Genomic DNA, 24,745 nt, shown 5'->3' with positions numbered 1-24,745 from the left:
GGCCGTTCCTCGCGGGTGCTAGCGGGCCGGGGCCGCCTGCTCGCCACTCGAACCAGCGACAGCGATGCCGCGGTCGTTACCCGTCGAAGTCGCCGATGCTCGTCCGCTCGGTGTCGCCGACGAGTTCGTCGAAGTCCGTGCCCTCCGCGAGCGCCGTCTCTTTCTTCACCCTGTAGCTGCCCTTGTCCGTCGTGTAGAGGTCGCCGGGGTGGAAGAAGTACCAGTCCTCGCGGTCGAACCGCACCGCGATACGGGGTTTCGCGCCGAAGTTCCGCGCGAAGTACACGAGCGCCTCCACTTCCTCACCTTCGAGATAGATGGGACGCCCGGACGACGACTTCGCCTCGATGGCGTAGAAGTCGTCGCCGTTTCCCGCGAGGACGTCCGGGAGCTCGCGGTCCGTCGCCGCTCCCGACGCCGGCGCGCGCATCACCGCGAACCCGGCCTCGTCCAGCGCGTTCACGAGCTCGCGCTCCCGACGATTCCCCTTCCGACTCGCGCTCATACGAAGGAGTCACTCACCGACCGGTATAAACCACCGGATGGCGCGGTGGAAGTGGAATCGAGCGGAACACCAGCCACCAGCCCACCTGAAGCGACACCGTCCAAACAACTGGTTTCGCTCGGCTCCAGCAGTCGCCCTGGAGACACGGCGTCTCTCAGTGACCTGGTCGTCTCAGTCACCTCGTTTCGACGGAGAGACCGGCCCGCGAGGACAACGAGCGAACGACGGATACGTGAGGACGGTCTGGTTCCAGTATGCAACGGCTGGATGCGCTCTTGCGACCCTTCGAACGATATGCGGACGCCCTCTCCGCGAAGCGTCACGGTATCGTCGCCACCGTGTCGTTCTGTCTCTTCGTGGGTGTGATCGCGCTGGGGTTCGTGCCGGTGACTCGCCGGATCGAGACGTCCGGCTACTCGACTTCGGACTTGCAGGCTGCGACGACCCGCGCGGAAGTGGACGCGATACTGCAGGCGTTCCAGCCGGTCATGGAATCGGTGATGCTGCTCTCCGTCCTCGATTACGTCTTCATCGTCGCCGGGTTCCTCCTGTTCTTCTCGCTTCATTCGGTCTCCCTGCAGACGCTTGCAGGCCACGACAGACTCATTCAGGTACCGAAGATAGGGATGGGGCTGACGGTCGTCTCGCGCCTCCTCGATTCGCTGGAGAACCTCTGGGTCGTCCTCATCTACACGAACCCCGACGAGTACGCGACCGTCCTGATCGGTCTCATGAACACCTCGGAAGCGCTGAAGTGGATGGTCGTCAGTGTCGAGTATCCGATGCTCGCCGTCGCCATCGCGCTTGCACTGCTGACTCGATTCACCTCGCTGTTCGACAGTCGCTCGGAGAACCCACAGTAGGCAGGACCGACGGCCTCGACCGAGAAACAGTCTCAGGAGCGGCGTCGAATCGAGGGAGCGAGCCGGTCGAACCTGTCAGCGATAACTCTTGAGACCCTTATCACTCGACGCGGCCTATTCCCCGCCAATGACGAACACGGAGTCTGATGGCTACACGCCGATGGAGTACGACGCGGACAGCGAGAACGACGAGACGTACCAGCGGTGTCTGGCGTATCTGCTCGCACACGCACCGATCGACCCCGACGATACGGTGGTGGACGTCGGTACCGGCACCGGTATCGTCGCGCTCGAACTCGCGTCGAAGTGCGACCACGTCGTCGGACGAGACATCTACGACGAGTGGCTCCAGTACGCACGAGAGAAGGCCGAACAGCACGGCATCGAGAACGTCTCGTTCGACCACGGGTCGTTCCGCGAGCCCAACGTCGACGACCCCGTCGACGTCGTCGTCGCAAGCTACGCGCTGTACATGGCCTACGACGAGGGCGGCGAGGAGGAACTACGCGCCGCCATCGACGGACTCGCCTCGCTGGACTCGCGGTGCGTCGTCGTCGCCGACAAGATGCGTTTCGGACCAGCGCAGTCCCCCAGCGACTACGAGACGCTCCCACCGATGGGCACCGTCGCCAACCTCCTCGCGGATGCAGGATTCACGCTCACCGACGTCGAGATCGTCTCCGACGCCGTCGGCGTCCTCATCGCCACCCGATAACACCAGCCGACTTCAAGCAGAAACCACCCACGAGAGCCAGTTCGTTCACCGCATCACCCGAAACGGCCGCCTCGCGGCGCCCGTATGCTCGTGCGGTCAGTTCATCCCACAGCGCTGGAAACGGCCGCCTGGCGGCGGCCGTATGCTCGTGCGGTCAGTTACGTCCCGTGCTGCCAACTCCCCATGTACTCTTCCTGGGTGTCGGTCAGCGAGTCGAAGTCGACGCCTTCGGCCTCCAATTTTATCTCGGCGACTTCCTTGTCGAGGTCGTCGGGGACGTCGTGGACGCCGGCGTCGTACGCGTCGGGGTTGTCGACGAGTTCGCGGACGCAGACGGCCTGGATACCGAAGGATTGGTCCATGACTTCGACGGGGTGCCCGAGCGCGATGGGGGCGGCGAGGTTCACGAGGCGGCCTTCGGCGAGGACGTTCAGGCGGCGGCCGTCGTCCATCTCGTACGCTTCGACGCCGTCGCGGGCCTCGTACTGGTCGACGGCCATGTCGGAGAGCGCGTCGAGGTCGACCTCGATGTCGAAGTGACCGGCGTTCGCGAGCAGCACGCCGTCTTTCATCTGCTCGAAGTGCTCGGCGGTGACGACGTCGCGGTTGCCGGTGACGGTGAGGAATACGTCACCGATCTCGGCGGCCTCGCTCATCGGCATCACGTCGTAGCCCTCCATGTGGGCTTCGAGCGCGCGGCGGGGCTCGACCTCGGTGACGATGACATCGGCGTTCTGCCCGCTTGCCTTCTTCGCGACGCCGCGGCCGCAGTCGCCGTAGCCCGCGACGACGACGTTCTTCCCCGCCCAGGAGAGGTTCGTCGTCATCGCGATGCTCGCGAGCGAGGACTCGCCGGTGCCGTGGACGTTGTCGAACAGTCGCTTCATCGGCGTGTCGTTGACGGCGAAGACGGGGTAGTCGAGCGCGCCGTCGTCGTCCATCGCACGGAGACGGTGGACGCCGGTCGTCGTCTCCTCGGCACCGCCGATGATGGAGTCGATGAGTTCGGGGTAGTCCTCGTGGATGGCGGCGACCATGTCCATCCCGTCGTCGACCGTGATGGTCGGCTCGATGTCGATGACGGCCTCGATGGCGGCGTAGTACTCGTCGTCGTCGACGCCCCGTTTCGCGTAGCTCGTGATGTTCTCGTGGGCGTCGAGCGCCGCGCTCACGTCGTCGTGCGTCGACAGCGGGTTGCAGCCAGTGATGGCCACCTCCGCGCCGCCGTCGGCGAGCAACTCGACGAGGTTCGCGGTCTTCGCCTCGACGTGCATCGCCATGCCGATGCGCTGGTCCGCGAACGGCTGGTCGGCTTCGAAGTCCTCGCGCAGTGCGTTCAGGATGGGCATGTGCTGGCGTGCCCAGTCCATCTTCCGACGGCCCTCCTCGCGGGCGGCATCGGGGTCGTCGAGTTGCGCGGTGATCGACGGATAGTCTGTCATGCGAGATACCAGCGGGAGCGACGCAAAAACCCTACCGAAGCCGGATTCGTTCGCGGCGGCGGGTCAGTCGACGCGGCGCGACGACGTCCGAAGGGGTCAGTCCGCGGGCTGCGGGCTGGTGCCGGGCTCGAACTTGGCCTTGTACTGGCGGGAGACGTACCAGATGGCGGCGCCGCCGATGACGGCGGGAAGCAACCAGATCACGGGCAGGGGGACGCCCGGGAGCTCGCGCGCGTTCGTCGCGACGACCGCGGTGACGGTCGCGATGTACGCGCCACCCATGCGGTTGAGGTGCTCGAAGAACCACGTCCGTGGGTCGAGGTCGGTGGCGCGGAACTGCCGGACGTCGCCCACGGTCGTGGTGAGCGCGATACCGCCGAAGACGAGCATGACGAGACCGAACTGGTTCCCGGAGGTGAGGAACCACGCTCCCATGGCGAGGAGGCCGACGCCGGACGCACCGAAGAGGCCGGTGGCCACCCAGTCGACGGTGCCGGGGGTGTCGATGGTGCGTTTCCGGGAGAGGACGCGATAGCCGGAGAACGCGAAGTAGAAGCTGAACACGGCGACGAACCCGAGGAATATCCGGAGGAGGGACTGTTCGAACGCGAGCAGTTCGAGTGCGGTGACCGGTACGACCGCCATCGCGTACACGTACGTGCGGCCGAGGCGTCGATGCCGCGGGCCGCCTTTCTTCGTGACGATCGCACCGGCGCCGGTCGCGTACAGCGTCGACGACCCACGACGAGAGTATCGGGGCTAGACAGTTAGGTGGGGTGTCTTTGCGGTCCGGTCTACGCATGATACGATATGGACATCAGCGACGACCTCCAGCGACGGATCGGCGTCTTCGTCCTCCTCGCGCTCGGGGTCGTCGTCACGGTCGCGCAACTGTACGACGTGTACGCCGACATCGTCTGGGACGGCGCGTCGGTTCTCATCTCCCTCGTCGAGTTCACCTTCCCCGGACTCCTCCTCGTCGCATTCGGCGTCGTCGTCACCTGGTTGTACTTGAACGACTGGGACGGCGAGCACGTCCTCCGGGTGGCGACGTGGAGTCTCGTCGTGAGCGCTGGCGTGCTCGCGCTCCAGGCGTGGGTGCTCGGCATCCAGTTGTTCTACCACACCGGCACGGACTTCGGCGTGATCGCGTCGAGCAACGCCGCGGTCGGCCTCGTCCTCGGGTCGTTCATCGGGATCTACAGCGTGATGCGGTCGCAGGACCGACGCGAGCTCGAGCGGAGCGAGGAACGGTACCGGTCGATGACGGAGGACGTCCTCGACAGCAGTAACGTCGGTATCATCATCTTGAACGACGACAACGACGTCGTCTGGGTGAACGAAGTGATCGAGGACTACTTCAGCGTCGAACGGTCGGCCGTCATCGGTCGCGACAAGCGCGACGTCCTCCAGGAGAACGCGACCGCGGTCGCGGACTCCGATCGGTTCCAGCGACTCGTCGAAGAGACGTACGGGTCGGACGTCTACGAGAAGCACTTCGAGTTCCACATCCTCCCCGGTCCCGACCGCGAAGAACGATGGATCGAGCATCGGAGTCAACAGATCGAGTCCGGGCTCTACGAGGGCGGACGCATCGAGCACTATACCGACATCACGGAACAGAAGGAGACGACGGCGCGACTCGAGGGCCGCGAGCGCGTCCTCCGCGAACTCCACGACATCCTCCTGGACCGGTCCGCGAGCGTTGACGAACGCATCGCGGCGCTCCTCGAGGTCGGCCGCGAGCAACTCGGCATGGAGTTCGCGCTCCTGGCGCGCGCCGACGGCGAGGACTTCCACGTCCGGGCGGCGAGTCCACCCGAGTGGCCGTTCGTTGAGGGCGAGACGTACCCGCTCTCGGACACGGTGTGTCGACGCGTCGTCGAAACCGAGGAGAGTCAACGGTTCGCGCACCTCTCCACGGAGGCGCCTGAACTCACGGACTCTCTCTCTCACGCGGACGTCGACATGGAATCGTACGTCGGGATGCCCGTGCACGTCGACGGCGAGCTGTACGGGACGCTCGCGTTCTACGGGCCGGAGCCCGGGGAGCCCGTCGACGACTGGGAGATGACGGTCATGGAGTTGATGGGGAACTGGGTCGGGAACGAACTGGAGTTAGTGCGTCAGCGCGACGAGCGCGAACAGGCCCTGCGGGAGACCAGAGAGCAGTTCTCGTCGCTCGTCGGTGACGTCGAGGAGTACGCGATCTTCCGGTTGGACGTCGACGGGCACGTGGCGTCCTGGAATCGTGGGGCGCGCCAGATCAAGGGCTACGAGCCCGACGAGGTCCTCGGCGAGCACGTGGAGACGTTCTACCCGGAGTCGGCGCGCGACGCGGGGCAGGCGGCCAGGTTGCTGTCGGAGGCGCGCGAGCACGGGCGGACGGAGACGGAGGGGTGGCGCGTCCGGAAGGACGGGTCGCGGTTCTGGGCGAACGTCTCCATCACGGCGCTCCGGGACGCGGACGGCGACCTCCGCGGGTTCCTGAAGGTGACGCGGGACATGACCGAGCGCCGGGAGCGCGAGCAGCAGTTGGAGCACGAGCGCGAGCGCTTGGAGTTCATGAACCGCATCATCCGGCACAATCTCCTGAACGGGATGAACGTCGTGGATGCGCGCGCTGGCCTCCTCTCCGGGCACGTCGACCCGGAGGTCGCGGAGCACCTGGAGACGGTGCAGTCGCGCGTCCGGGACATGGTGGACCTCATCGAGACGATGCGGTCGTTCATGCAGGTGTTGACGGAGGAGGACGGCGAGCGCACGGAGCCGGTCGACCTGGACGCGGTCCTGTCGGCGGAGGTGGAGAAGGCGCGGAAGGCGTACGACGATGCGACGGTCGCGTACGACCCGGCGCAGGACGTGCGCGTCGTCGGGAACGACCTGCTGCCGGAGGTGTTCGAGAACTTGCTGTCGAACGCGGTCCAGCACAACGATTCGGCGTCGCCGACGGTCGAGGTGTCGGTGCACGTCGAGGGCGACGAGGCGGTGGTGGCGGTCGCGGACGACGGGCCGGGCGTCGACGAGGCGATGCAGGACGCGATCTTCGAGAAGGGCGAGAAGGGGTTCGATTCGCCGGGGACGGGGTTCGGGTTGTACCTCGTTCGCGAGCTCGTGGCGTCCTACGACGGCGGTATCGACGTCGAGAATCGCCCGGAGGGTGGCGCGGAGTTCACCGTCCGGCTTCCGCTCGCGGCCGGCGCCGCCGAGGGCGGCGAAGAGTCAGAGCTCGTGTCGGACTGACGACCGCACCAGCATACGGCCGCCGTCAGGCGGCCGTTTCCCCGTCGGCTTCCCGGGTGCTCTGACGACTGCACCAGCATACGGCCGCCGTCAGGCGGCCGTTTCCTGTGTGGGGAGCCGTCGCTGTCGGGGTTCCTGTGAGCCGCTGCAGGCGACGCGTCGCTGCCGGGTCGTTGGAGCGTGTGCGCGACGCGGGGGGAGTGCGTCGCGAGAGGGGAGAAGCGGCGTCGCAAGGGGGAGCGGCGACGCCGCGGGGGTGCGGGGACCGCGTGGCGGCGTGAGGGGGTCGGTTGGGCCTGTGTGTTGCGTGCGGTGTCAGTAATCGAACGGCGTCGTCACGGCGACTGCGGCGTGCGCCGCGAAGTCCGCTGCGACGGTGGTCGTGGCGGTGACTTGCTTCGGGCCGTTCCCGTTCCCGCCGCCGTTCCCGTTCCCGCCGCCGTTACCGGGTGCGCCGCCGTCGGTCTCGTTCCCGGTCGGTGCACCGCCCGGCGTTCCGTTCGGCGGGCCGCCGCTGGAGCCGTTCCCTGCGCTCGCGCCGGGCGTGCCCTCGGGCGGGCCGCCGGCGGACGCGTTCGTCTCGTTCGCGGCGCTAGCGCCGGGGGTCCCGTTCGGCGGACCGGCGTGAGCGGGCGCGTTCCCGGGGTTGTTCGCGACGACGTACGACGCGATGACGCGACCGGGCGCCGTCGTGTTCGTGTCGTTCGTCGCGTTCGCGATGACGCGCTGGAGGCCGGCGACGAACTCCTGCATCGCCGCCTCGGAGCTCGTCTCGTTCCCGTCCATCACGTCCTCGGTCTCGTTCCCGTCCGTCGCGTTTTCGTCCGTCTCGTTCTCGTCGAGGTCGGACTCGTTCTCGTCGAGGTCGGACTCGTTCTCGTCGAGGTCGGAGTCATTGTCGTCGGTCGTCTCGTTGTCGGGGCTGATCGCGAAGTCGGCGTCGTCGTCGATGGCGGTGGTCGCTGTCGTGTCTGCGGGTGCGGCGGCGCCGACCATCGGGCCGACGGCGGCGACCAGCATCACGAGCACGCCGAACAACGCGGTCTTTCTGGAGTCTGGCATCACCTGGTAACAACGTGGATACCTGCATAAACCGGGCACCTCGTTCGTTCCGTTCACCACCTCCACGAGACGCCCTCAGAGAAAGTTAGGGCGTTCACGAACGACTCTCGTCGTTTAATTCCGGTCTCCAGGAGAGACGGGGTCGATGGTGACGGGGTGCGCGCTCGTGGCGAGCACGTCAGCGAGCGAACGTTTCATTGCCTTCGCACGAGGAGGTGGTGTATGCGAAAGGGGAGTGGTCGGGGGGCGTCGTCACCGATGGGGTCGCTGCTGATGGTCGCGTTGACGCTCGTGGTGGTCGGCGCGACGAACGCGACCGTTCCCGCTCGCGTCGGTGCTTAGCCGCGGTCGCGGAGCACCGGGAGCGTCCGACGTCAGGCGCGGTCGACGAGCGCCTGCGCGTGTTCGCTGGCGCGCTCGCGGACGCTCGCGGCGTCGAGCGTGGTGAGTTCGCGGTCGCGCATGAGCACCTGGCCGTCGCAGACCGTGTGGCGGACGTCGCTGCCGGTTGCGGCGTACGCGAGGTGACTGACGAGGTCGTGCTGGGGGGTGAGGTGCGCGGCGTCGAGGTCGAGGACGGCGAGGTCGGCGTTCGCGCCCGCCTCGATGCGTCCCGAGTCGATACTGAGGACGTCGGCGCCGCCCTGGGTCGCCATCTCGACGACGGCGTCCGCGGGCACGGCGCTCGCGTCGTCGGCGGCGAGCTTCCCGAGCATCGCGGCGTCGCGCATCTCGTCGAAGACGTCGAGGTCGTTGTTCGACGCGGCGCCGTCGGTGCCGAGCGCGACCGTCACGCCCGCCTCGCGCATGTCTTGGACGGGCGCCATGCCGCTCGCGAGCTTCATGTTCGACGCCGGGCAGTGCACGACGCCAGCGCCGGTTTCGGCGAGGAGGTCGTGCTCGCTCGCGTCGGTGTGGACGCCGTGCGCGAGGAAGTCCTCGGGTTCGAGGAGGCCCTGTTCTCGCGCCCAGGCGAGCGGGCGCTCGTCGTGCTCGTCGAGGATGGGGTCGACCTCGTCGGTCGTCTCGTTCGCGTGGAAGTGCACGGGGACGCCCGCCTCGCGGGCTTCGGCGGTGTACTCGCGGAGGACGTCGGGGTCGACCGTGGTGAGGGAGTGCGGCATGAACGCGGTCGACACGCGGCCGTCCGCGGCACCGTCGAACCGCTCGGCGGCCCGGATGGACTCGCTCGCGTCCTCGCGCGCCGCGTCGTCGTCCTTCCCGACGGTGACGACGCCGTGGCCGACGCGAGCGCGGAGACCCGCTCGCTCGACCGCGTCGACGACCGCGTCCACCTCGAAGTACATGTCCGCGAACGCCGTCGTCCCGCTTCGAATCATCTCCACGGCGGCGAGTTCGGTGCCCGCGCGGACGTCCTCACTCGTCAGCGCCGCCTCCACGGGCCAGATGTCCTCCTGGAGCCACGCGTCCAGGGGCTTGTCGTCCGCGATCCCGCGCAGGAGCGTCATCGCGGCGTGCGTGTGCGCGTTCACGAGCCCCGGCAGCACGAGACAGCCGTCAGCGTCGAGCGTCTCGTCGCCGTCCAGGTCCTCGTCGACCGCCAGAATCGTTCCCTCGTCCCGGTCGACCAACACGTCGGCTCGCACGACGTCGTGGTCCGGGAGCAGGACGCGCCCGCCGGACACGCAGAGCGTACTCATGCCACTCGCTTTTGCACCCCGAGGCATGTGCGTTCCCATCCTGACTGCGACCACGCCGGGGTTTACGTTTCATGTAAACCCCGCGTCGCGGTTCGGGCCGCCTCAGTCACCGGCTGGCGCGCGCTGGCGTCGCGGGGCGAGCGACGGCGAGCCTCGCGACGCCGACATCGTGCGAGGGACGGCGACCGAACGCAGTGAGGGCGCCGTCGGCTGGGGAGGGCGTGGCTGCGGTGCGGTCCGGGCGCGCCGACGCACCACCGTCGCTCCCACCCCAACGCAAACCACGACAACGCAAACCACGACAACGCAAACCACGCCACCGCGCGACTGCCGCGAGGGAAAGCGTATTCCCCACGCCACCGCAAGCAGACGCATGCGCATCGCGGTACCCAACAAGGGCCGGATTCACGACCCCTCGATCTCGCTCCTCGAACGCGCGGGCCTCCCCGTGGTGGACGGCGCCGACCGCAAACTCTACGCGGACACCGTCGACCCCGACGTCTCCGTGCTGTTCGCACGAGCGGCCGACATCCCCGAGTACGTCGCCGACGGCGCCGCAGACCTCGGCATCACCGGACTCGACCAGGCCGAAGAAGCCGGGCACGACAACGTCGAAGCGCTACTCGACCTCGAGTTCGGCGAGTGCCGGCTCGTGCTCGCCGCACCCGAGGACGGCGACGTCGAGACCCCCTACGACCTCGAAGGGAAGACGGTCGCGACCGAGTTCCCGCGACTCACCCGCGAGTACTTCGACGAACGCAACATCGACGCGGAGGTCGTCGAGGTCACGGGCGCAACCGAACTGACGCCGCACGTCGACATGGCGGACGCCATCGTCGACATCACGAGCACGGGGACGACGCTCCAGGTGAACCGCCTCGCGATAATCGACGAGGTCCTCTCCTCGAGCGTCCAGTTGTTCGCGCGCAGCGACGTCGTCGACGACGAGAAGACCGAGCAGGTCCGCACCGCGCTCGCGAGCGTCCTCGCCGCCGACGGCAAACGCTACCTGATGATGAACGCCGACCGCGAGAACCTCGACGCCATCCGCGACGTCATCCCCGGCATGGGGGGCCCGACCGTGATGGACGTCGCCGGCGACGACAAGGTCGCCGTGCACGTCGTCGTCGACGACGCGGACGTCTTCGAGACCATCAATCGCGTGAAGCAAGCGGGCGCGAGCGACATCCTCGTCACCGAGATCGAACGCCTCGTCGAGTAACCCGAGCGAACGCCTCGTCGAGTAACCCGAGCGAACGCCTCGTCGAGTAACCCGAGCGAACGACGTCGCCCGACGTCGTCCCGTCGCTCGACCGCGCGCCACCACCGAGTCCTCAGAACTGCTTCTCGAGGAGGCCGGCGGTGACGAGCTGGACGACACCGAGCGCGACCAACAGGCCACCGACGACCATCCCCGAGAGCGTGAACGCGTCGCTGAGCGCGATCCCGACCGCGGCGACACCGGGCGCGAACCACACCGCGCGCACCACGGGCTCGCTCGACAGCACGACCGCGACCGCGAGCGCGAGCGACCCACCGACGAGGCCCGCGTACAGCGACGGCGACGATTCCACACCCAGCACCGCGAACGCGACGACGAGGAGCCCACCGACGAGGAGGAACACGCCACCGCGCGCGAACTTCGCGCGGTCGTCAGCGTCCATCTCGACCTCTGACGTACTCATGGCGCGACCTACGGCCGGTACCGTACAAAAAGCCCGGCGTTCCGGGTGAACGGGTGACTGCGTTCCGGGCGAGCGCGCGACCGCGCGCCGGGCGAGGCGCGCTCAGACGGGTGCGGTCTGGAGGAGCGCGACGAGGTTGAATATCGTGATGCCGGCGATGACGGCGACCGTGTAGTGCGCGACCGCGACGAGCGCCGTCGACTTCCAGGAGAGCCGGTAGACCGCGGAGATCGCGAACGCGTCCAGGCCGAGCGTCACCGCGATGACGATCGCTGGCTCGTAGCGCTGGAGGAGCATCGACGCGACCGCGAGAATCACGCCGACGACCACGGCGCGTTTCAGTGGCGCGTCACCGAGCACGTACCGCGCGGCGACGAACAACGTCAGCGAGTAGAATACCGCGGCGACGAGGAACGTACCGACGAACGCGACCGGGCTACCGGCGACCGGGTCGAGTTGCGCGGGCGAGAGCACCATCACTCGACGTGAGGGGCCGACGGGTTTTCAGTCCAGCCCTTCCGGAGTCGGCGGGTGGAGGCGACGCCAGCGGTCGCGGCGGCGAGCCGCGCTCACCGGAGCTGGTCTATCTCGTTGCGAACCGTTTCGGGGTCGGTGATGCTGCGGAACGTCACGGACGTCGACGGCGACCGCATCGTGACGGTGCCGGCGTCGACGAGCCGTTCGATGCGGGAGTCGGTGCGGTTGACGCCACCGACGGCGTCGATGTCGACGTCGGACCGGTCGACGCTGAACATCCGGTACTCGCGGATGGCGCGCTCGGTCGTCACGTAGTACGTCGTCAGGCTGTTCCGGTAGTAGGTCGCGCCGCCGCTGACGAGGAGTGCGAGCGCCACCAGGCCGGTGACCGTCGGGTAGACGTACGGCGTCCGCGTGAAGTACAGCAGGTAGCCGGTCGCGACGAACCCGAGGACGCCCAGGGCCATGGTCGCTATCGCGGGCGTCTGCACGGGGTTGTACTGGAGGACTTCCTCCTCGCCGTCGCGGTACGTCGGTCGTTCGGGTGCGAGCTGGTTCGCGCGCACGCCGACCGCGAACACGAGCAAGCCGACGAGCAGGAGGGGCGTGCCGAGGCCCGGCGGGAGTGGCGTCTGGTCGAACTGGACGCCCAACCCGAGCGCGGCGAGCAACGCAGCGATGAGGCCACCGACGGCCGCCGGGCGACCGCGCGCCATCAGTCGTCACCTCCGCGGAGTTGCGCGATGGTGCCGAGCGTCCCGACGAGCCCGATGAGGAGACTCAGCGTCGTCGTCGACACCGACTCCTCCAGGGACTTCGCGTCCTCGCCGTTCGAGAAGAACCCGCGCGTCGGGCCGTCGTCCGCCGAACTCGTCCGCGTCGCGTCGCGCTCGCCGTCCATCGACGTCGACGTGCCCTGGTCGTCCGTCGACCCGGACGTCGACGTGCTCGAGTCGACCGAGGACGACCGCGTCCCGTCGGCGCCATCGGACTGTTCGTCGTCGCCCGCGGCGGTCGTCGCCGTCGTCGTCCCCTCGCGCTCGTTCGCGGAGAGGTCGTACCCGAGGAAGGCCGCACCGACGTGGTTCCGCTCGCCGAGCGCGAGGACGTCGCCGTCGACGGCCGGGCGCGTCATCCACGTCCGCGACGTCGCGTCGCCGAGGTCGAGCGCGAACTCGACGACGCCCGTCTCGGCCGCGTACGCTCGAACGACCTGCGTCTCGTTCTCCTCGCCCGCCACGTACAGCGTGCCGTCCCGGAGCGTCGGCGTCCCGGCCTCGCCCGACCCGGTCCACGCCGTCGACCCGTCACCGGCCTGCAGCGCGAACACGCCGCCGTCCTGGAAGTCACAGAAGTAGACGTGCTCGCCGTCGGCGACCGCACCGGACAGACGCGTTCCGACCGACCGCTCCCACTCAATCTCGCCGGTTCGGACGTCGACGCTCGCGACCTGGCCTTCGTGTCCGGTCACGTACGCGCTCCCGTCCGCGACCGCGACGACGTTCTGCGTCCAGCGCGTGGACATCGACGCCGACCAGCGCTTCGCGCCGGCGTCGCGGCCGTACGCGAGCAGGCCGCCGTTGTTCTGGAGGAGGACGAGGTCGTCGGTGACCGCCGGGACCACGGGACCGATGCGGTCGAACGAGCGCGCCGACTGCTGCCAGCGGACCTCGCCGGACGTGGCGTCGACGACCGCGAGCGTCCCGGACGTCGAGGTGACGAAGAACGCGCCGTCCTCTCCGATGCTCCCGGAGACTGCGCCATCGAGGGCGCGCCGCCAGCGCGCGTCGCCGGACTGGGCGTCGAACGCTCGCAGGTCGCCGCTCTCCCCACCGAGGAGCACCGTCCCGGTCGCGGCGTCGCTGGCGGCGGCGACGGCGGCGCTCCCGAGATCGCTCGTCCACGCCTTCGTCCCGCTCGCGACGTCGACCGCGAACGCGGTGCCGTCGTCGGTGCCGACGACGGCGCGGTCGTCGAGGACGGTCGTCGCCATGCTCCCCTCGGGCACCTCGTACCGCCACGTGGGCGTCGGTTCGTCGCTAGCCGTCGACGCACCGACGGCGCCGCCGGCGATCGAGAGTCCGACGGCGCCGCCCGCTGCCGTCGCGAGCACCCGTCGACGAGTCAATCCAGACATGCCTTAGCGAACGAATAATCGCGCCTAGTAGAATAAAATTTTCAATCTTCCCCGTAGAAATATCTCGCCGGCGTCGGTCCTGCGTCGTCGACGGTCGTGGAGAAGTGGTGGAGTGGAGCCGCGTGGCCGTCGTCAGGAGTCGAGGAGGCCGAGGTCCTCGAGGCGCGAGACGATCTTGTCGACGGCGTGCCGGGCGTCGTCGGGCTTCTTCCCGCCGGTGATGACGAGCTTCCCGGAGCCGAACAGGAGCGCGACGACCTCGGGGTCGTCGAGCCGGTAGACGAGGCCGGGGAACTGCTCGGGCTCGTACTCGATGTTCTCCAGGCCGAGGCCGATCGCGATCGCGTTCAGGTTGAGGTTCCGCCCGAGGTCCGCGCTCGTGACGATGTTCTGCACGACGATCTCGGGGTCGTCCTGCACGTCGATCTTGAGGTCGCGGAGCTTGTCGAAGACGATGCGGAGGCTCTCGTGGACGTCGTCGGTGCTCTTGGCGCCCGTGCAGACGATCTTCCCGCTGCGGAAGATGAGTGCGGCGGACTTGGGTTCCTGCGTCCGGTAGACGAGACCGGGGAACTGCTCGGGGTCGTAGTCTGCGCCTTCGAGGTCCATGGCGACGGACTGGAGGTCGAGCTCCTGGCCGATGCCGGTGGAGGCAACGACGTTCTCGATGTTGATGGTGTCCTTGGGGTCGTCGTCGGTCATCGTTCGCTCTTAAAGTCGTATTTAAGGCTTATAAAGGTTGGTGCTGCGGTGAACGTGCCGCGACCGACCGACACCCCGGTTCTCGGCGAGTTCGCACGCACGAACCCGGTCTTAAGGGGTACTTGAGGCGGTGTTCGAACGCCTTTTGGGCGACGGCGAGGTACGGGCGGTCGTGTACCTGCTGGAACTCGGCGGCGAGGACGACGCGTTCGCGCGCCGCGAGGCGGCGACGGCAGCGACGGGCGTCGAACGCCTCGGCGTCGGCCTCGCGACCGCGGACGCGGTCGTCGCCGAACGCGTCCGCGGGCTGGCGTATACCCGGCGCGCGAGCGAGCTCGTCGGGACCGGCGACGCCTCGGTCGCGTCGGCGCGCGCGCTCCTCGACGCCGCACCGCTGGCGCGCGAGGGCTCGGTCGCGGTTCGCGCGCGGGACGTCCGCGGCGCCACGGGCGTGTCGACGAGCGACGCGGAGCGCGAACTCGGCGGGGTGCTCGTCGACCGCGGGTTCGACGTCGACCTCGACGACCCCGACAACGTCCTGCGCGTCGCGTTCGCGCCGGATGACGAGGCGCCGCGCGCCTCGGACAGTCGAGCGGGCGACGCCCGCGACGCCGTCGACGAGGCGGGCGACGGCGACACCGGCGCGGAGCGCGCGCCCGGCGACGCGGCGCGTGGCGACGGAGGCGTCTGCGCGGTCGGCTGGGAGACCGCGGCGTCGGTCCGTGACTTCGGCGACCGGAAGCCGACGGACCGCCCGTTCTTCCAGCCGGGGAGCATGGACCCGCTGCTGGCGCGCGCGATAGCGAACCTCGCCGGCGCGCGCCCCGGTGCGACCGTGCTCGACCCGATGTGCGGGACCGGTGGCGTGCTCGTCGAGGCGGGGCTCGTCGGCGCGGACGTCCTCGGCGTCGACGCGCAGTCGAAGATGGCGCGCGGGGCGCGCGAGAACCTCGCCGCGTTCCTCGACGGCGACCGTGCTCCTGCCGACACCGCGGACCGCCCGAACCCGGGCGACTGGGCGACGATGCGCGGCGACGCGACCCGGCTCGCGCTCCGCGACGACGCCGTCAGCGGCGTGGTGTTCGACGCGCCGTACGGCCGCCAGTCGAAGATCGAGACGCACGCGCTCGACGACCTCGTCGCGGGCGCACTCCGCGAGAGCCGTCGGGTCGCGGACCGCTGCGTGCTCGTCGCCGACCGCGACTGGCGCGACGCCGCCCGGGACGCCGGCTGGACGGTCGACGCGGCGTTCCAGCGGCGCGTGCACGCGAGCCTCGACCGGTACGTGCTCGTGCTCGACGACGACGACGGCGTCGACGCCCGCGCCGTCTGACCGCAGTTCCGGCGACGGTTTCTGGGCCGTGAGCTACGCGTACCGGCCGTAGCCCGCGGCGACGACCACGCCACCGAGGCTCGCGACGGCGAGCACGAGCACGCGGTAGCCCGCGTCGTCGAGGAAGACGTTCGACGCGACGAGCACCGCGATGCGGCCCTCGGGCGCGAGCGAGACGAACGGGACGGCGACGAGCCACGCGCCGAGCGCGAACGCCCACACGGTCTCGTACGCGAGGACGCCCGTCGTCGCGGCGACGACGCCCGCGAGCGCGCCGAGTGCGAGGACGGCGACGACGAACGCGGTCCGAGCGTCCGTCGCGACGGCGTCCGCGAGGAGCGCGACGACGAACACCGCGACGAGCGCGACGCCCGCGGCGACGCCGACGCGCTCGAAGCGACCCAGGTCGGTCATGCGACCCCCTGCGAGAGCGCGCAGAATAGGTCTTTTGTCGCTCGACGCGACCCGCGCGCGGATCACGATCACGCCACGCTGTCGCGCGCGGTCGCCTGCAGCTCGCGTTCCTCCTCCGAGTCGACGTCGAGCGCCGGCACGCCCGTCGGCTTCCCGTCCTCGTCGACGGCGACGAACGTGAAGCACGCCGCCGTGGTCTTCGCGGTCTCGCCCGTCAAGGGGTCCTCGCGGTGCGCGCGCAGGAAGACGCGGACGCTCGTCCGGCCCGCGTCGAACACGTACGCCTCGATGACGGCAGTGTCACCGACCGGGATCGGGCGTTCGAAGCTGAACTCGTCGACGGCCGCGGTCACGCACGGCGCGCCCGCGAACCGCATCGCGCTCATCGCCCCCACCTCGTCCATCCACTTCATCAGGTTCCCGCCGTGGACGGCGTCGTAGTTGTTCGCGTGGTTCGGCTGGACGCGCTGGCGGTTCTCGATGTACGTCTCGGCGAGCGTCGGCATACCTCGACCGTTCGCGCACCCACCGCAAAAACCCCGGGCGCGGCCGCGGCCCACCGTAAAAACCCCGGGCGCGGCCGCGGCCCACCGTAAAAACCCCGGGCGCGGCCACGACCAGCCGACGCAACCGCGCTCGCCCCGGTCGGACGCCTCGCGAGTCAGTCGTCGACGCGGTCGACGCCCCGGAACTCGAAGCGCGCGCCACCGTCGACGCTCTCGGCGAGATGGACGCGCCAACCGTGACCGTCGGCGACGCGTTCGACGATGGCGAGCCCGTACCCCGTCCCGTCGCCGGCCGTCGAGTACCCGGACTCGAACACCGCGTCGCGGTCGCTCTCGGGGATGCCCGGGCCGTCGTCCGCGACGAAGAACCCCGCGTCGTCGTCGATCACACCGACGGTGACGCGGACGCCGGGCGCGTCGGTCGCGCCGCCGTCCGAGCGCGTCCCGGTCGCGCCGTGCTCCATCGCGTTCCGGAACAGGTTCTCGAACGCCTGCAGGAGCCGCGACCGGTCCGCGAGCACCACCGCGTCGTCGGTCACGTCGAGCGTCCCGGCGTCGGTCTCGACGGACTGCCACGCGGACCGGGCGGCGGCGGCGAGTTCGACCGGCTCCGGGTCGACGGCGTCCCGGTCGTTGCGCGCGAGCGCGAGGACGTCCTCGACGAGGTCGTCCATCCGGTCGAGCGCGCGCCGGACCTCCTCGATGGCGTCCTCGTCGCCGGTCTCAGCGGCGAGCTCGGCGTACCCTTTCGCGACCCCGAGCGGGTTCCGGAGGTCGTGACTGACGACGTTCGCGAACTCGTCGAGTTGCTCGTTCCGGCGCTCCAGGAGGCGTTCGCGTTCGGTGCGCTCGGTGACGTCCCGGAGCACGAGCAGCGACCCGCGGCGGACGTCGTACGGCCCGAGCAGCGGCGAGACGTTCACGTCGTACACCGCAGTCTCGGTGACGTCGTCGGGCGCCGGTAGTTCGACGCTCTCCCCGGACTCGACGGCGGCCGCGACGCCCGGGAGGACCGCGGCGAGTTCCCGGTCGATGGGGTCGCCGTCGACGAGCGCCGCCGCGGTCGGGTTCGCGTCGACGACGCGGTCGTCGTCGTCGAGGACGAACACGGCGTCCGTCATCTCCGCGATGAGCGTGTTCGCCGCGAGCGGGCCGACCGTCAGGAAGTCGAGGCGGAGGAGCGCCCACCCGATGACGACGCCGTTCAGGGCGAACGCGAACGGCGTCGGGTCGAAGTACTGCCAGTTCCCGCTCCCGGCGAGGTTGAACGCGACCGCGACCGCGCCGGCGAGCGTCACCGTCGTTCCGAGGAGGACGGCGGTGGTCTGCTCGCGGTAGACGTTCCGCGCCGCGAACGCGTACCTCGCGAGGAGTACGACCCCGTAGAGGACGGCGCCGACGACGAACAGGAAGTGCAGCGTGAACGCGAGCGACGGCACCTGCGTGAGGACGGTCAGGCCGTCGACGGTCACGGCACGCACCTCCTCGGCGAACAGGAGCCCGTGCCACGGTTCGGTGGCGTACACGACGGTGTAGCCGACGACGTCGACGGCGAGCAGGAGCCTGAGCGGTCGTTCCAGGCGGTCGCGGTGTCCCGTGTAGTTCGCGACGAACAGCAGGAACAGCCACGCGGTCGCCGTCGCCGTCGTCGCGCGGAGGACGTCGAACGCGAACGCGAGAGGCGTGGTGGGGCTGAGGAGCACGAGCGCGTACGCGAGCCCCCACGTACCGCCCACGGCGACGTAGCTCGCGTACCCGCGGACCCGTGGCGCGTCGGCCTCGCGACGCCACGCGACGTAGCCGACGGCGTAACTCAGGGCTGCACCCATGAGCGTCGCGCCGAGCGCGAACCACGCGACTGGCGTCGTCGGGAGCACGAACGTACGCTGTCGCTAGACGAACCTAATCGTGACGGCGAACCGCCATGAATATGCAAGCCCAGAGTTGGTTTCGAGCGGGTCCGAGCGCTCTCGAAGTGACGGCACCGAGGCGCCAGGAGTCCTCAGGCGTCGACGCGCGGCCCGTCCTCGCGGCCGAGTTCCGCGAGCAGGTGCGAGAGGTGCACGCGGTCGCTCGACCCCTCGGTCATGTCGAAGTCGATCTGGCCCGCGAGCTCGTACAGCGTCGCCAGCCTGTCGCCGTCGTACCGCGACCTGGCCTCGTCGAGCACGACCTCGAGGACCTCCCCGCCCTCGTACCCCTCGTCGACGAGCAGGTCGTCGAGCACACCACGAGCGTCCGTGAACTCGCCGGCTTCGGCGGCGTCCAGCATCTCCTGGACCTGCTCCTCGTGCGCGACGTCCCCGAGCGTCTCGTACGCCGCCTGCATCGACACCTCGCCCTCGCCCTCGTACGTCGTCTGCGCCGCCAGCACCGCCTCGCGGACGTCACCGTCCGCGAACCCGGCGACGTACTCCAGGCCGTCCGCGTCGTACTCGACGCCCTCGCGCTCGCAGACGCGCTCGAGGACGTCCACGAGCGCGCCGTGACTCGCCGCCGGCATCGACACCGGGAAGCACCGCGAGCGGATCGGCGGGATGAGCTTCGTCGGCTGCCGCGTCGTCACCACGAACTGCGTCGCCTCGTGGTACTGCTCCATCACGCGCCGCAAGGCCTGCTGGAAGTCGATGCGGACCGCCTCCGCGTTATCCAGCACGACCGTCTTGTAGTGCCCCGAGACCGGCTGATAGCTCGCACTCTCCTTCAGGACGTGATTGATCATGTCGCGCTTCGACAGGTGGGACTTCCCACGGAGGAACGACGCGAACCGCGGGTCGTTCGTGATCTCCTTCTTCGTCCGGTCGAAGAAGTCCGCGACGTTGATCTCCACGAGGTCGTTCTCCGGGTCAGCGTGACTCTCTCGCGCGAGCGCTCGCGCAGCGGCGGTCTTCCCGACGCCCGCCGGCCCGTACAGCACGAGGTTTATCGGGTCGTCCACGGCGTGCTGGAGGTACTCGCGAGCGTCCTCCTGCGGGAGGTCCGCGAGCGTCGGCGCGTGTCGGTCCGTCCACAGCGGCGCGTCCATCACGACGACGTAGTCGCGGCCGCGGTACGAATCTGTCGGTTACGTCACGGCGTCGTCGTCCACCGAGTCGACGCCGCGCGCCCGCACGGAGTCACCGCGCGCCGCGACGCGCCGCTGTGGGGTCGTGGAGAACGGAAGAATACGCGGGGACAGGGCGTCGTTCGCGGTTAGACCGCGGCGAGCGCGTGCCCGCCGAGCGATTGCGCGGTCACGCTACCGTTGCCGTTCCCGCCGCCCGCACCGCCCTTCACTTTGCGTTCGAGTTCGACCTCGGCGTCGCCGCTGGTCACCGTCACCTCGAGCTCCTCGGTGTCGGGAACCTCGAACGCGAGCGTTCCATCGGAACTGGTCTCGCCGACGGTCTCGCCGTTCACGGCGACGGTCGCGTTCGCGACCGACCCGTTCGCGTCCGTCACCGAGAGCGTCACCGTCTCGCCGGCGCGGACCTTCCCGTCGAGCGTCGCGTCGAGCGCGCGCTCGGTCTCGGACTCGTCGTCCTCGGTCTCGTCGCCGTCGTCGTCATCGTCGTCGCCCTTGTCCTTCCCCTTCGCGCCGCTGTTCCCGGGGTTCTCGGGCTTCCCGTTCTTGTTCACCTTCTCGATCGCGACCTGGTCGCCCGTCCCGGACTCGCTCACGACCGGCCGGAGGATGTACTTCCCGGAGTTCCCGGCCTTGTGGACGTTGATGTCGAACACGAAGTCCGGCGACGAGTTCGCCGACAGCTCGAAGTTCTTGTTGATCTGGAGCTTCGAACTCGGGAGCTTCACGTTCACGGACTCGCCGTTCGTGAGCGTCGCGTTGATGTCGCTGACGTACACGAACACCTTGTCGTACTCGCCGGCGGGCACCGAGACGTTCGAGATGGCGGTCGCGTTCGCGCCCTTGAGCTTCGTCAGGTCGACCGTCTCGTTGTCGACGTCGTGCATCACCCAGCCGTCCTCCTCGGAGTCCTCGGCGTCGTCGTCCTCGGATTCGGCTTCCTCGGACTCCTCGCCTTCAGACTCCTCGTCTTCGGTCTCTTCGGGCTCCTCGGTCTCCTCGGGTTCCTCCGTCTCTTCGGGCTCCTCGGTCTCCTCGGAGTCCTCGGTCTCGGTGTCGTTCATCTCGACGGTCGTCTCGTTCGGGTCGTCGACCGTCGTGGTGTCGACGTCGCCGACGTCGGCGTTCGCGTCCGCCTCGGTCGTGTCGTCCGCCGACTCGCTCGTCTCGTTCGCCGACTCGGTCTCCTCGGCGTCGTCACCGCCGGCCTCGTGCAGGCCGATCTTCGTGATGGTGACGTTCAGGTGCTCGAAGTCCTCGATGGCGCCCGGGCGGTCGCTCACGTAGAACGTGAGGGCCGCCGAGTCGCTCGCGTCCATCGAGCCGGCCTCGCCGTCGTCGGTCGTCGCCTGTGCTTGCGTCGTCGTGCCCGGCACGGCCGTCGAACAGCCCGCCAGGACGAGGAGGGCTGCCACGGCGACCGCACCGATCGCCTTCTTCGTGGTCATCGTCGAGAGTACGTAGTGCCTACTTGGTCATAACCTGGCCAGAACGTTCGGCCCAATTCAGTAGGCGTGAACGGTTTGAACGGACGCGAACCGTCCGCGAAACCGGGCGGCGCGGCGGCGGTCCGCTCCGCGAGCCCGGTCGGCGGGTTCGTTCCGATACGGGTTTCCCCGTGGCCCCACGAGAGTCACGCGAGCATGTCGTTACGCGTGACGTTCCTCGGGACGAGCGGGGCGATCCCGACCACTGAACGGAATCCGGCCGCGCTGTTCGTGTCCCGCGAGGGCGACGACCTCCTCTTCGACTGCGGCGAGGGCACCCAGCGCCAGATGATGCGGTACGGCACCGGGTTCGGCGTCGACCACCTGTTCGTCACGCACACGCACGGCGACCACGTCCTGGGGATTCCCGGCCTCACCCAGACGATGGACTTCAACGAACGCGAGCGACCGCTCGCCGTGCACGTCCCGGCGGGCGAACGCTCGACCGCGAAGCGACTCCTGAACGCGACGGGGAACACCCCGAGCTTCCCGGTTCGCGTGAAGGAGGTGCGCGCGGGCGACGTCGCGCTCGACGGCGACGGGTACGAGGTCCGCGCGTTCGACGTGAATCACCGGACGAACGCGGTCGGGTACGCGATCGTGGAGGACGACCGGAAGGGCCGGTTCGACCGCGAGAAGGCCGAGGAGGAACTCGGTATCGAACCCGGGCCGAAGTACTCGCAGCTCCACCGCGGCGAGTCGGTCGAACTCGAGGACGGGACCGTCGTCGACCCGGACGCGGTCGTCGGCGACCCCCGCCCTGGCCGCACCGTCGTCTACACGGGCGACACGACGCCGACGGGGAGCACGGTCGAGGCGGCCGCGGACGCGGACCTGCTCGTGCACGACGCGACGTTCACCGACGAGTGCGAGGACCGCGCCGCGTCGACCGCGCACTCGACGGCCGCGCAGGCCGGGAGTATCGCCCGGCAGGCGGGTGCGAGGCGGCTCGCGCTCGTCCACATCTCCTCGCGGTACGCGGGCGACGTCTCCGCGCACGAAGCCGAGGCCGCGGGCGAGTTCGACGGCGAGTCGTGGGTGCCGAGCGACGGCGAGACGTTCGACGTGCCGTTCCCCGACGCCGACGACTGACCGTCGAGCGCGGCCGGTCGTCGCTCGAAACCGCCACCCCCGCGGAACTTATCTGCGTCTCGCCCCTACGCCCGGGCAGTGAGTGCGAGAACCAGCGCACTGGACAGCGTCGTCTTCGGCGTGGACGTCCAGAGCGGGGACGTGCGCGGGGACGCGCCGTCGTACGCGCTCGTCGTGCTCGAGTCGAGCGCGGACGGCGACGGGTACGACGTCGAGCGCGACGTCGTCACCCTCCGGAAGCTCCGGCGGCGCATCGCCAGCGAGGAGCCGGGTATCGTCGCGACGGACAACATGTACGAGCTCGCCGCGGACAAGGACGCCCTCGTGCACTTCCTCGGCGAGCTCCCGGCGGGCACGAAGCTCGTGCAGGTCACGGGCGCCGAGCAACCCGAGCCCCTCTCCAGGGTGGCGAAACGCCACGGCGTGCCGTACGGGAAGGATCCGATGCAGGAGGCCGAGGCCGCAGCTAGGCTGGCGGCGGCGAACGTCGGCGTGGAGGTGTCCGCGTTCACCGACGAGACCACCGTGAAGGTCTCGCGCGGCCGCTCCACGGGGAAGGGCGGTTGGTCCGAGGACCGGTACACGCGGCGCATCCACGGGAGCGTGAAGACGCGGGCTCGCGAGGTCGAGCGCGAGCTCGACGGCGCTGGCCTCGAGTACGAGCGCGAGGTCACCGAGAAGTACGGCGGGTTCTCGCAGGCGCTGTTCCACGTCGAGGGCCGCCCGCAGGACATCCCCGTGAGCCGGCATCGGTCCGGTGACGTCCGCGTGGAGATCGAGCGCGAGCGGCGCGATGGCATCGAGTTCGAGCCGCTCGCGAAGCGCCGCGACCACGTCATCGTCGGCGTCGACCCCGGGACGACGACCGCGGTCGCCATCGTCGGCCTCGACGGGAGCGTGCTCGACGTCCTCTCCACGCGGACCGCCGATACGGCGGCGGTCATCGAGTGGATCGTCGAACGCGGGCGCCCCATCGTGGTCGCGGCGGACGTGGAGCCGATGCCGAACACGGTCGAGAAGATACGGCGGAGCTTCGACGCCGCCGGGTGGATACCGAGCAGCGACCTGCCGGTCGACGAGAAACAGCATCGGACGCGTTCGGAGGGGTACGAGAACGACCACGAGCGAGACGCGCTCGCGGCGGCGTTGTTCGCGTTCGACGACCACGAGGACCAGTTCGAGCGCGTGGCCCGGAAGACGCCGCCGCGACTCGACCGTGGCGAGGTCACGGCGCGCGTCGTCGCTGGGGAGGAGTCCGTGGAGGCGGTCGTCGCGGACCTCACCGACGACGGCGGTGACGGCGACGGCGGCGACGACGGGAGCGAGCACGTCGAGCGCGAGCTGAGCGCGGAGGAGAAGCGCATCAGGACCCTGGAGCGCCAGGTGGAGCGCCTCCAGGACCACGTCGCGAGCCTCGAGGAGACGGTCGACGAGAAGGACGACCGCATCGAGGAGCTGGAGGGGGAACTGGAGGAGTCCCGCCGCGAGGAGCGCCGGGACGCACGCGAGCGCCGGACCGTGTCGCGGCTGAAGCGCCGGAACGACGCGCTGGAGCGCGACATCGACGAGCGCGACGACCGCATCGACGAACTAGAGGGGAAGCTCGCGCGCCTCAAGGAACTCTGGAAGCTCGACCACTCGAACTTCGCGGACGTCGAGGAGAAGAAGAAGGGCCTGGTGCCCGTCAAGCCCGTGAACGAGTTCACGAAGGCCGCCATCGACGACGCCCACGAGGCCTACGGGTTCGCGACCGACGACGTCGTGTTCCTGCGGAACGCGGCGGGCGCCGGGCGGTCGACCGCGGAGAAGCTCGCGGCCTTCGACCCGCGCGTGGTGCTCGTCGGCGACGGCGGGCTGTCGGACGCGGCGGATTCGGTGCTGTTCGACGCGGAGATACCGGTCGGACCCGCCGAGGACGTCGCGATGCAGGAGGTCGACGAGCTCGCGGTCGCCCGCGAGGACGACGTCGAAGCTGTCGTCGCGGACTGGCACGACCGCGCCGAGGAACGTCGCAAAGAGCGGAAGGCCGAGCAGCTCGACCAGCTCATCAGCGAGCATCGCGCGGAGACGAAGAAAGAGCAGCGGCGGAGCTAGACGGCGCGGCAGGCGAGTCGCCGGCGGCCGCCAATCTGCGGGTGCTTACTTCCAGGGGCTCGGGGCGACGCCGAGCCGGAGGACGACGGGACGGTACAGGAACGCGAGTGCGACGACGACGGCGAGTTCGCCCCAGAAGCCGATGTCGCCCACCGCCGTTCGAAGAACCGTGAGAACGCCGAAGACGAGGATGATCATCGCGAGGTAGTGCGGAACGAGTTCCTTCAACTGGTCGGTGTCCATACCGTCCTCTAGGCGAGGAA

23 protein-coding genes are annotated in these 24,745 nt (G+C 69.3%); 7 read left to right on the top strand and 16 right to left on the bottom strand.

The genetic code is table 11. The annotated features are described in order from the left end of the window. Positions 1 to 76: 76 nt before the first annotated feature. A complete protein-coding gene (gene hjc, locus ACZ48X_RS12525; RefSeq protein ID WP_336349398.1) occupies positions 77 to 505 on the bottom strand; it encodes a Holliday junction resolvase Hjc in 429 nt (142 codons plus the stop codon). Positions 506 to 759: 254 nt separating this feature from the next. On the opposite strand from hjc, the gene ACZ48X_RS12520 reads away from it, so the two are divergent. Together ACZ48X_RS12520 and ACZ48X_RS12515 are read left to right on the top strand one after the other, a co-directional pair. Beyond that, a complete protein-coding gene (locus ACZ48X_RS12520; protein WP_336349399.1) occupies positions 760 to 1,368 on the top strand; it encodes a hypothetical protein in 609 nt (202 codons plus the stop codon). A gap of 127 nt (positions 1,369 to 1,495) precedes the next feature. Then, positions 1,496 to 2,083, top strand: coding sequence for a class I SAM-dependent methyltransferase (locus ACZ48X_RS12515; RefSeq protein WP_336349400.1), 588 nt, complete (start codon positions 1,496 to 1,498; stop codon positions 2,081 to 2,083). A gap of 158 nt (positions 2,084 to 2,241) precedes the next feature. Here the strand turns inward: ACZ48X_RS12515 and ACZ48X_RS12510 are convergent, their stop codons facing one another. Continuing rightward, a complete protein-coding gene (locus tag ACZ48X_RS12510) occupies positions 2,242 to 3,525 on the bottom strand; it encodes an adenosylhomocysteinase (RefSeq protein WP_336349401.1) in 1,284 nt (427 codons plus the stop codon). Positions 3,526 to 3,621: 96 nt separating this feature from the next. After that, on the bottom strand, positions 3,622 to 4,170 hold the full coding sequence (locus ACZ48X_RS12505; protein WP_336349402.1) for a hypothetical protein: 549 nt from the start codon (positions 4,168 to 4,170) through the stop codon (positions 3,622 to 3,624). A gap of 165 nt (positions 4,171 to 4,335) precedes the next feature. Here ACZ48X_RS12505 and ACZ48X_RS12500 point away from each other — a divergent pair, with 165 nt between their 5' ends. Next, a complete protein-coding gene (locus ACZ48X_RS12500; RefSeq protein WP_336349403.1) occupies positions 4,336 to 6,768 on the top strand; it encodes a PAS domain S-box protein in 2,433 nt (810 codons plus the stop codon). A gap of 315 nt (positions 6,769 to 7,083) precedes the next feature. Here ACZ48X_RS12500 and ACZ48X_RS12495 read toward each other — a convergent pair whose 3' ends face one another. Both ACZ48X_RS12495 and ACZ48X_RS12490 read right to left on the bottom strand, forming a co-directional pair. Continuing rightward, the gene (locus ACZ48X_RS12495) at positions 7,084 to 7,830 is read right to left on the bottom strand and encodes a hypothetical protein (protein ID WP_336349404.1); all 747 of its coding nucleotides are present in this window, start codon (positions 7,828 to 7,830) and stop codon (positions 7,084 to 7,086) included. 374 nt (positions 7,831 to 8,204) lie between these two features. After that, positions 8,205 to 9,491 carry an amidohydrolase gene (locus ACZ48X_RS12490; protein ID WP_336349405.1) on the bottom strand — a complete coding sequence of 429 codons (1,287 nt, stop codon included), beginning with the start codon at positions 9,489 to 9,491 and terminating at the stop codon, positions 8,205 to 8,207. A 373-nt stretch (positions 9,492 to 9,864) separates the two neighbouring features. On the opposite strand from ACZ48X_RS12490, the gene hisG reads away from it, so the two are divergent. Then, complete coding sequence (gene hisG / locus ACZ48X_RS12485) at positions 9,865 to 10,713, top strand: ATP phosphoribosyltransferase (RefSeq protein ID WP_336349406.1); 849 nt, start codon at positions 9,865 to 9,867, stop codon at positions 10,711 to 10,713. 112 nt (positions 10,714 to 10,825) lie between these two features. On the opposite strand, the gene ACZ48X_RS12480 is transcribed toward hisG, so the two are convergent. From ACZ48X_RS12480 to ACZ48X_RS12460, 5 genes are all read right to left on the bottom strand, one after another. Then, the gene (locus ACZ48X_RS12480) at positions 10,826 to 11,176 is read right to left on the bottom strand and encodes a hypothetical protein (protein WP_336349407.1); all 351 of its coding nucleotides are present in this window, start codon (positions 11,174 to 11,176) and stop codon (positions 10,826 to 10,828) included. Positions 11,177 to 11,278: 102 nt separating this feature from the next. Beyond that, on the bottom strand, positions 11,279 to 11,653 hold the full coding sequence (locus ACZ48X_RS12475) for a DUF7473 family protein (RefSeq protein WP_336349408.1): 375 nt from the start codon (positions 11,651 to 11,653) through the stop codon (positions 11,279 to 11,281). Between the two features lie 92 nt (positions 11,654 to 11,745). Beyond that, complete coding sequence (locus tag ACZ48X_RS12470) at positions 11,746 to 12,369, bottom strand: PH domain-containing protein (RefSeq protein WP_336349409.1); 624 nt, start codon at positions 12,367 to 12,369, stop codon at positions 11,746 to 11,748. Next, entirely contained in the window at positions 12,369 to 13,790 is a 1,422-nt protein-coding gene (locus ACZ48X_RS12465; protein WP_336349410.1) for a PQQ-binding-like beta-propeller repeat protein, read from the bottom strand. The genes ACZ48X_RS12470 and ACZ48X_RS12465 overlap by 1 nt, the downstream gene beginning before the upstream one ends. Positions 13,791 to 13,922: 132 nt before the next feature. Continuing rightward, positions 13,923 to 14,492 carry a TATA-box-binding protein gene (locus ACZ48X_RS12460; RefSeq protein ID WP_323674213.1) on the bottom strand — a complete coding sequence of 190 codons (570 nt, stop codon included), beginning with the start codon at positions 14,490 to 14,492 and terminating at the stop codon, positions 13,923 to 13,925. A gap of 172 nt (positions 14,493 to 14,664) precedes the next feature. On the opposite strand from ACZ48X_RS12460, the gene ACZ48X_RS12455 reads away from it, so the two are divergent. Next, positions 14,665 to 15,825 carry a TIGR01177 family methyltransferase gene (locus ACZ48X_RS12455; RefSeq protein WP_336349411.1) on the top strand — a complete coding sequence of 387 codons (1,161 nt, stop codon included), beginning with the start codon at positions 14,665 to 14,667 and terminating at the stop codon, positions 15,823 to 15,825. A gap of 33 nt (positions 15,826 to 15,858) precedes the next feature. Here ACZ48X_RS12455 and ACZ48X_RS12450 read toward each other — a convergent pair whose 3' ends face one another. From ACZ48X_RS12450 to ACZ48X_RS12430, 5 genes are all read right to left on the bottom strand, one after another. Next, the gene (locus ACZ48X_RS12450) at positions 15,859 to 16,239 is read right to left on the bottom strand and encodes a hypothetical protein (RefSeq protein WP_336349412.1); all 381 of its coding nucleotides are present in this window, start codon (positions 16,237 to 16,239) and stop codon (positions 15,859 to 15,861) included. Between the two features lie 68 nt (positions 16,240 to 16,307). Then, positions 16,308 to 16,745 (bottom strand): acyl-CoA thioesterase, encoded by a 438-nt coding sequence (locus ACZ48X_RS12445; RefSeq protein WP_336349413.1) that lies wholly within the window; start codon positions 16,743 to 16,745, stop codon positions 16,308 to 16,310. Between the two features lie 155 nt (positions 16,746 to 16,900). After that, positions 16,901 to 18,622: a sensor histidine kinase gene (locus tag ACZ48X_RS12440; RefSeq protein WP_336349414.1), complete on the bottom strand. Its 1,722-nt coding sequence runs from the start codon at positions 18,620 to 18,622 to the stop codon at positions 16,901 to 16,903. A 125-nt stretch (positions 18,623 to 18,747) separates the two neighbouring features. Beyond that, on the bottom strand, positions 18,748 to 19,770 hold the full coding sequence (locus ACZ48X_RS12435; RefSeq protein ID WP_336349415.1) for an AAA family ATPase: 1,023 nt from the start codon (positions 19,768 to 19,770) through the stop codon (positions 18,748 to 18,750). Between the two features lie 167 nt (positions 19,771 to 19,937). Next, the gene (locus tag ACZ48X_RS12430) at positions 19,938 to 21,257 is read right to left on the bottom strand and encodes a DUF4382 domain-containing protein (protein WP_336349416.1); all 1,320 of its coding nucleotides are present in this window, start codon (positions 21,255 to 21,257) and stop codon (positions 19,938 to 19,940) included. Positions 21,258 to 21,452: 195 nt separating this feature from the next. Between ACZ48X_RS12430 and rnz the strand changes: the two genes are divergently transcribed. Continuing rightward, positions 21,453 to 22,388 carry a ribonuclease Z gene (rnz, locus tag ACZ48X_RS12425; protein WP_336349417.1) on the top strand — a complete coding sequence of 312 codons (936 nt, stop codon included), beginning with the start codon at positions 21,453 to 21,455 and terminating at the stop codon, positions 22,386 to 22,388. 78 nt (positions 22,389 to 22,466) lie between these two features. After that, positions 22,467 to 24,482, top strand: a complete 2,016-nt coding sequence (locus ACZ48X_RS12420) for a DUF460 domain-containing protein (protein ID WP_336349418.1) — start codon at positions 22,467 to 22,469, stop codon at positions 24,480 to 24,482. Between the two features lie 45 nt (positions 24,483 to 24,527). On the opposite strand, the gene ACZ48X_RS12415 is transcribed toward ACZ48X_RS12420, so the two are convergent. Beyond that, entirely contained in the window at positions 24,528 to 24,725 is a 198-nt protein-coding gene (locus ACZ48X_RS12415) for a hypothetical protein (protein WP_336349419.1), read from the bottom strand. Positions 24,726 to 24,745: the final 20 nt, after the last annotated feature.

It is taken from the genome of Halorubellus litoreus, from assembly GCF_055378595.1.
The sequence above is the reverse complement of the archived record's forward strand: the minus strand, read 5'-3'. Positions and strand labels throughout refer to the sequence as shown.

Coding starts and splice junctions, on each gene's coding strand:
- hjc (WP_336349398.1), bottom strand. CDS start 505: ATGAGCGCGAGTCGGAAGGGGAATCGTCGGGAGCGCGAGCTCGTGAAC.
- ACZ48X_RS12520 (WP_336349399.1), top strand. CDS start 760: ATGCAACGGCTGGATGCGCTCTTGCGACCCTTCGAACGATATGCGGAC.
- ACZ48X_RS12515 (WP_336349400.1), top strand. CDS start 1,496: ATGACGAACACGGAGTCTGATGGCTACACGCCGATGGAGTACGACGCG.
- ACZ48X_RS12510 (WP_336349401.1), bottom strand. CDS start 3,525: ATGACAGACTATCCGTCGATCACCGCGCAACTCGACGACCCCGATGCC.
- ACZ48X_RS12505 (WP_336349402.1), bottom strand. CDS start 4,170: ATGGCGGTCGTACCGGTCACCGCACTCGAACTGCTCGCGTTCGAACAG.
- ACZ48X_RS12500 (WP_336349403.1), top strand. CDS start 4,336: ATGGACATCAGCGACGACCTCCAGCGACGGATCGGCGTCTTCGTCCTC.
- ACZ48X_RS12495 (WP_336349404.1), bottom strand. CDS start 7,830: ATGCCAGACTCCAGAAAGACCGCGTTGTTCGGCGTGCTCGTGATGCTG.
- ACZ48X_RS12490 (WP_336349405.1), bottom strand. CDS start 9,491: ATGAGTACGCTCTGCGTGTCCGGCGGGCGCGTCCTGCTCCCGGACCAC.
- hisG (WP_336349406.1), top strand. CDS start 9,865: ATGCGCATCGCGGTACCCAACAAGGGCCGGATTCACGACCCCTCGATC.
- ACZ48X_RS12480 (WP_336349407.1), bottom strand. CDS start 11,176: ATGAGTACGTCAGAGGTCGAGATGGACGCTGACGACCGCGCGAAGTTC.
- ACZ48X_RS12475 (WP_336349408.1), bottom strand. CDS start 11,653: ATGGTGCTCTCGCCCGCGCAACTCGACCCGGTCGCCGGTAGCCCGGTC.
- ACZ48X_RS12470 (WP_336349409.1), bottom strand. CDS start 12,369: ATGGCGCGCGGTCGCCCGGCGGCCGTCGGTGGCCTCATCGCTGCGTTG.
- ACZ48X_RS12465 (WP_336349410.1), bottom strand. CDS start 13,790: ATGTCTGGATTGACTCGTCGACGGGTGCTCGCGACGGCAGCGGGCGGC.
- ACZ48X_RS12460 (WP_323674213.1), bottom strand. CDS start 14,492: ATGACCGACGACGACCCCAAGGACACCATCAACATCGAGAACGTCGTT.
- ACZ48X_RS12450 (WP_336349412.1), bottom strand. CDS start 16,239: ATGACCGACCTGGGTCGCTTCGAGCGCGTCGGCGTCGCCGCGGGCGTC.
- ACZ48X_RS12445 (WP_336349413.1), bottom strand. CDS start 16,745: ATGCCGACGCTCGCCGAGACGTACATCGAGAACCGCCAGCGCGTCCAG.
- ACZ48X_RS12435 (WP_336349415.1), bottom strand. CDS start 19,770: ATGGACGCGCCGCTGTGGACGGACCGACACGCGCCGACGCTCGCGGAC.
- ACZ48X_RS12430 (WP_336349416.1), bottom strand. CDS start 21,257: ATGACCACGAAGAAGGCGATCGGTGCGGTCGCCGTGGCAGCCCTCCTC.
- rnz (WP_336349417.1), top strand. CDS start 21,453: ATGTCGTTACGCGTGACGTTCCTCGGGACGAGCGGGGCGATCCCGACC.
- ACZ48X_RS12415 (WP_336349419.1), bottom strand. CDS start 24,725: ATGGACACCGACCAGTTGAAGGAACTCGTTCCGCACTACCTCGCGATG.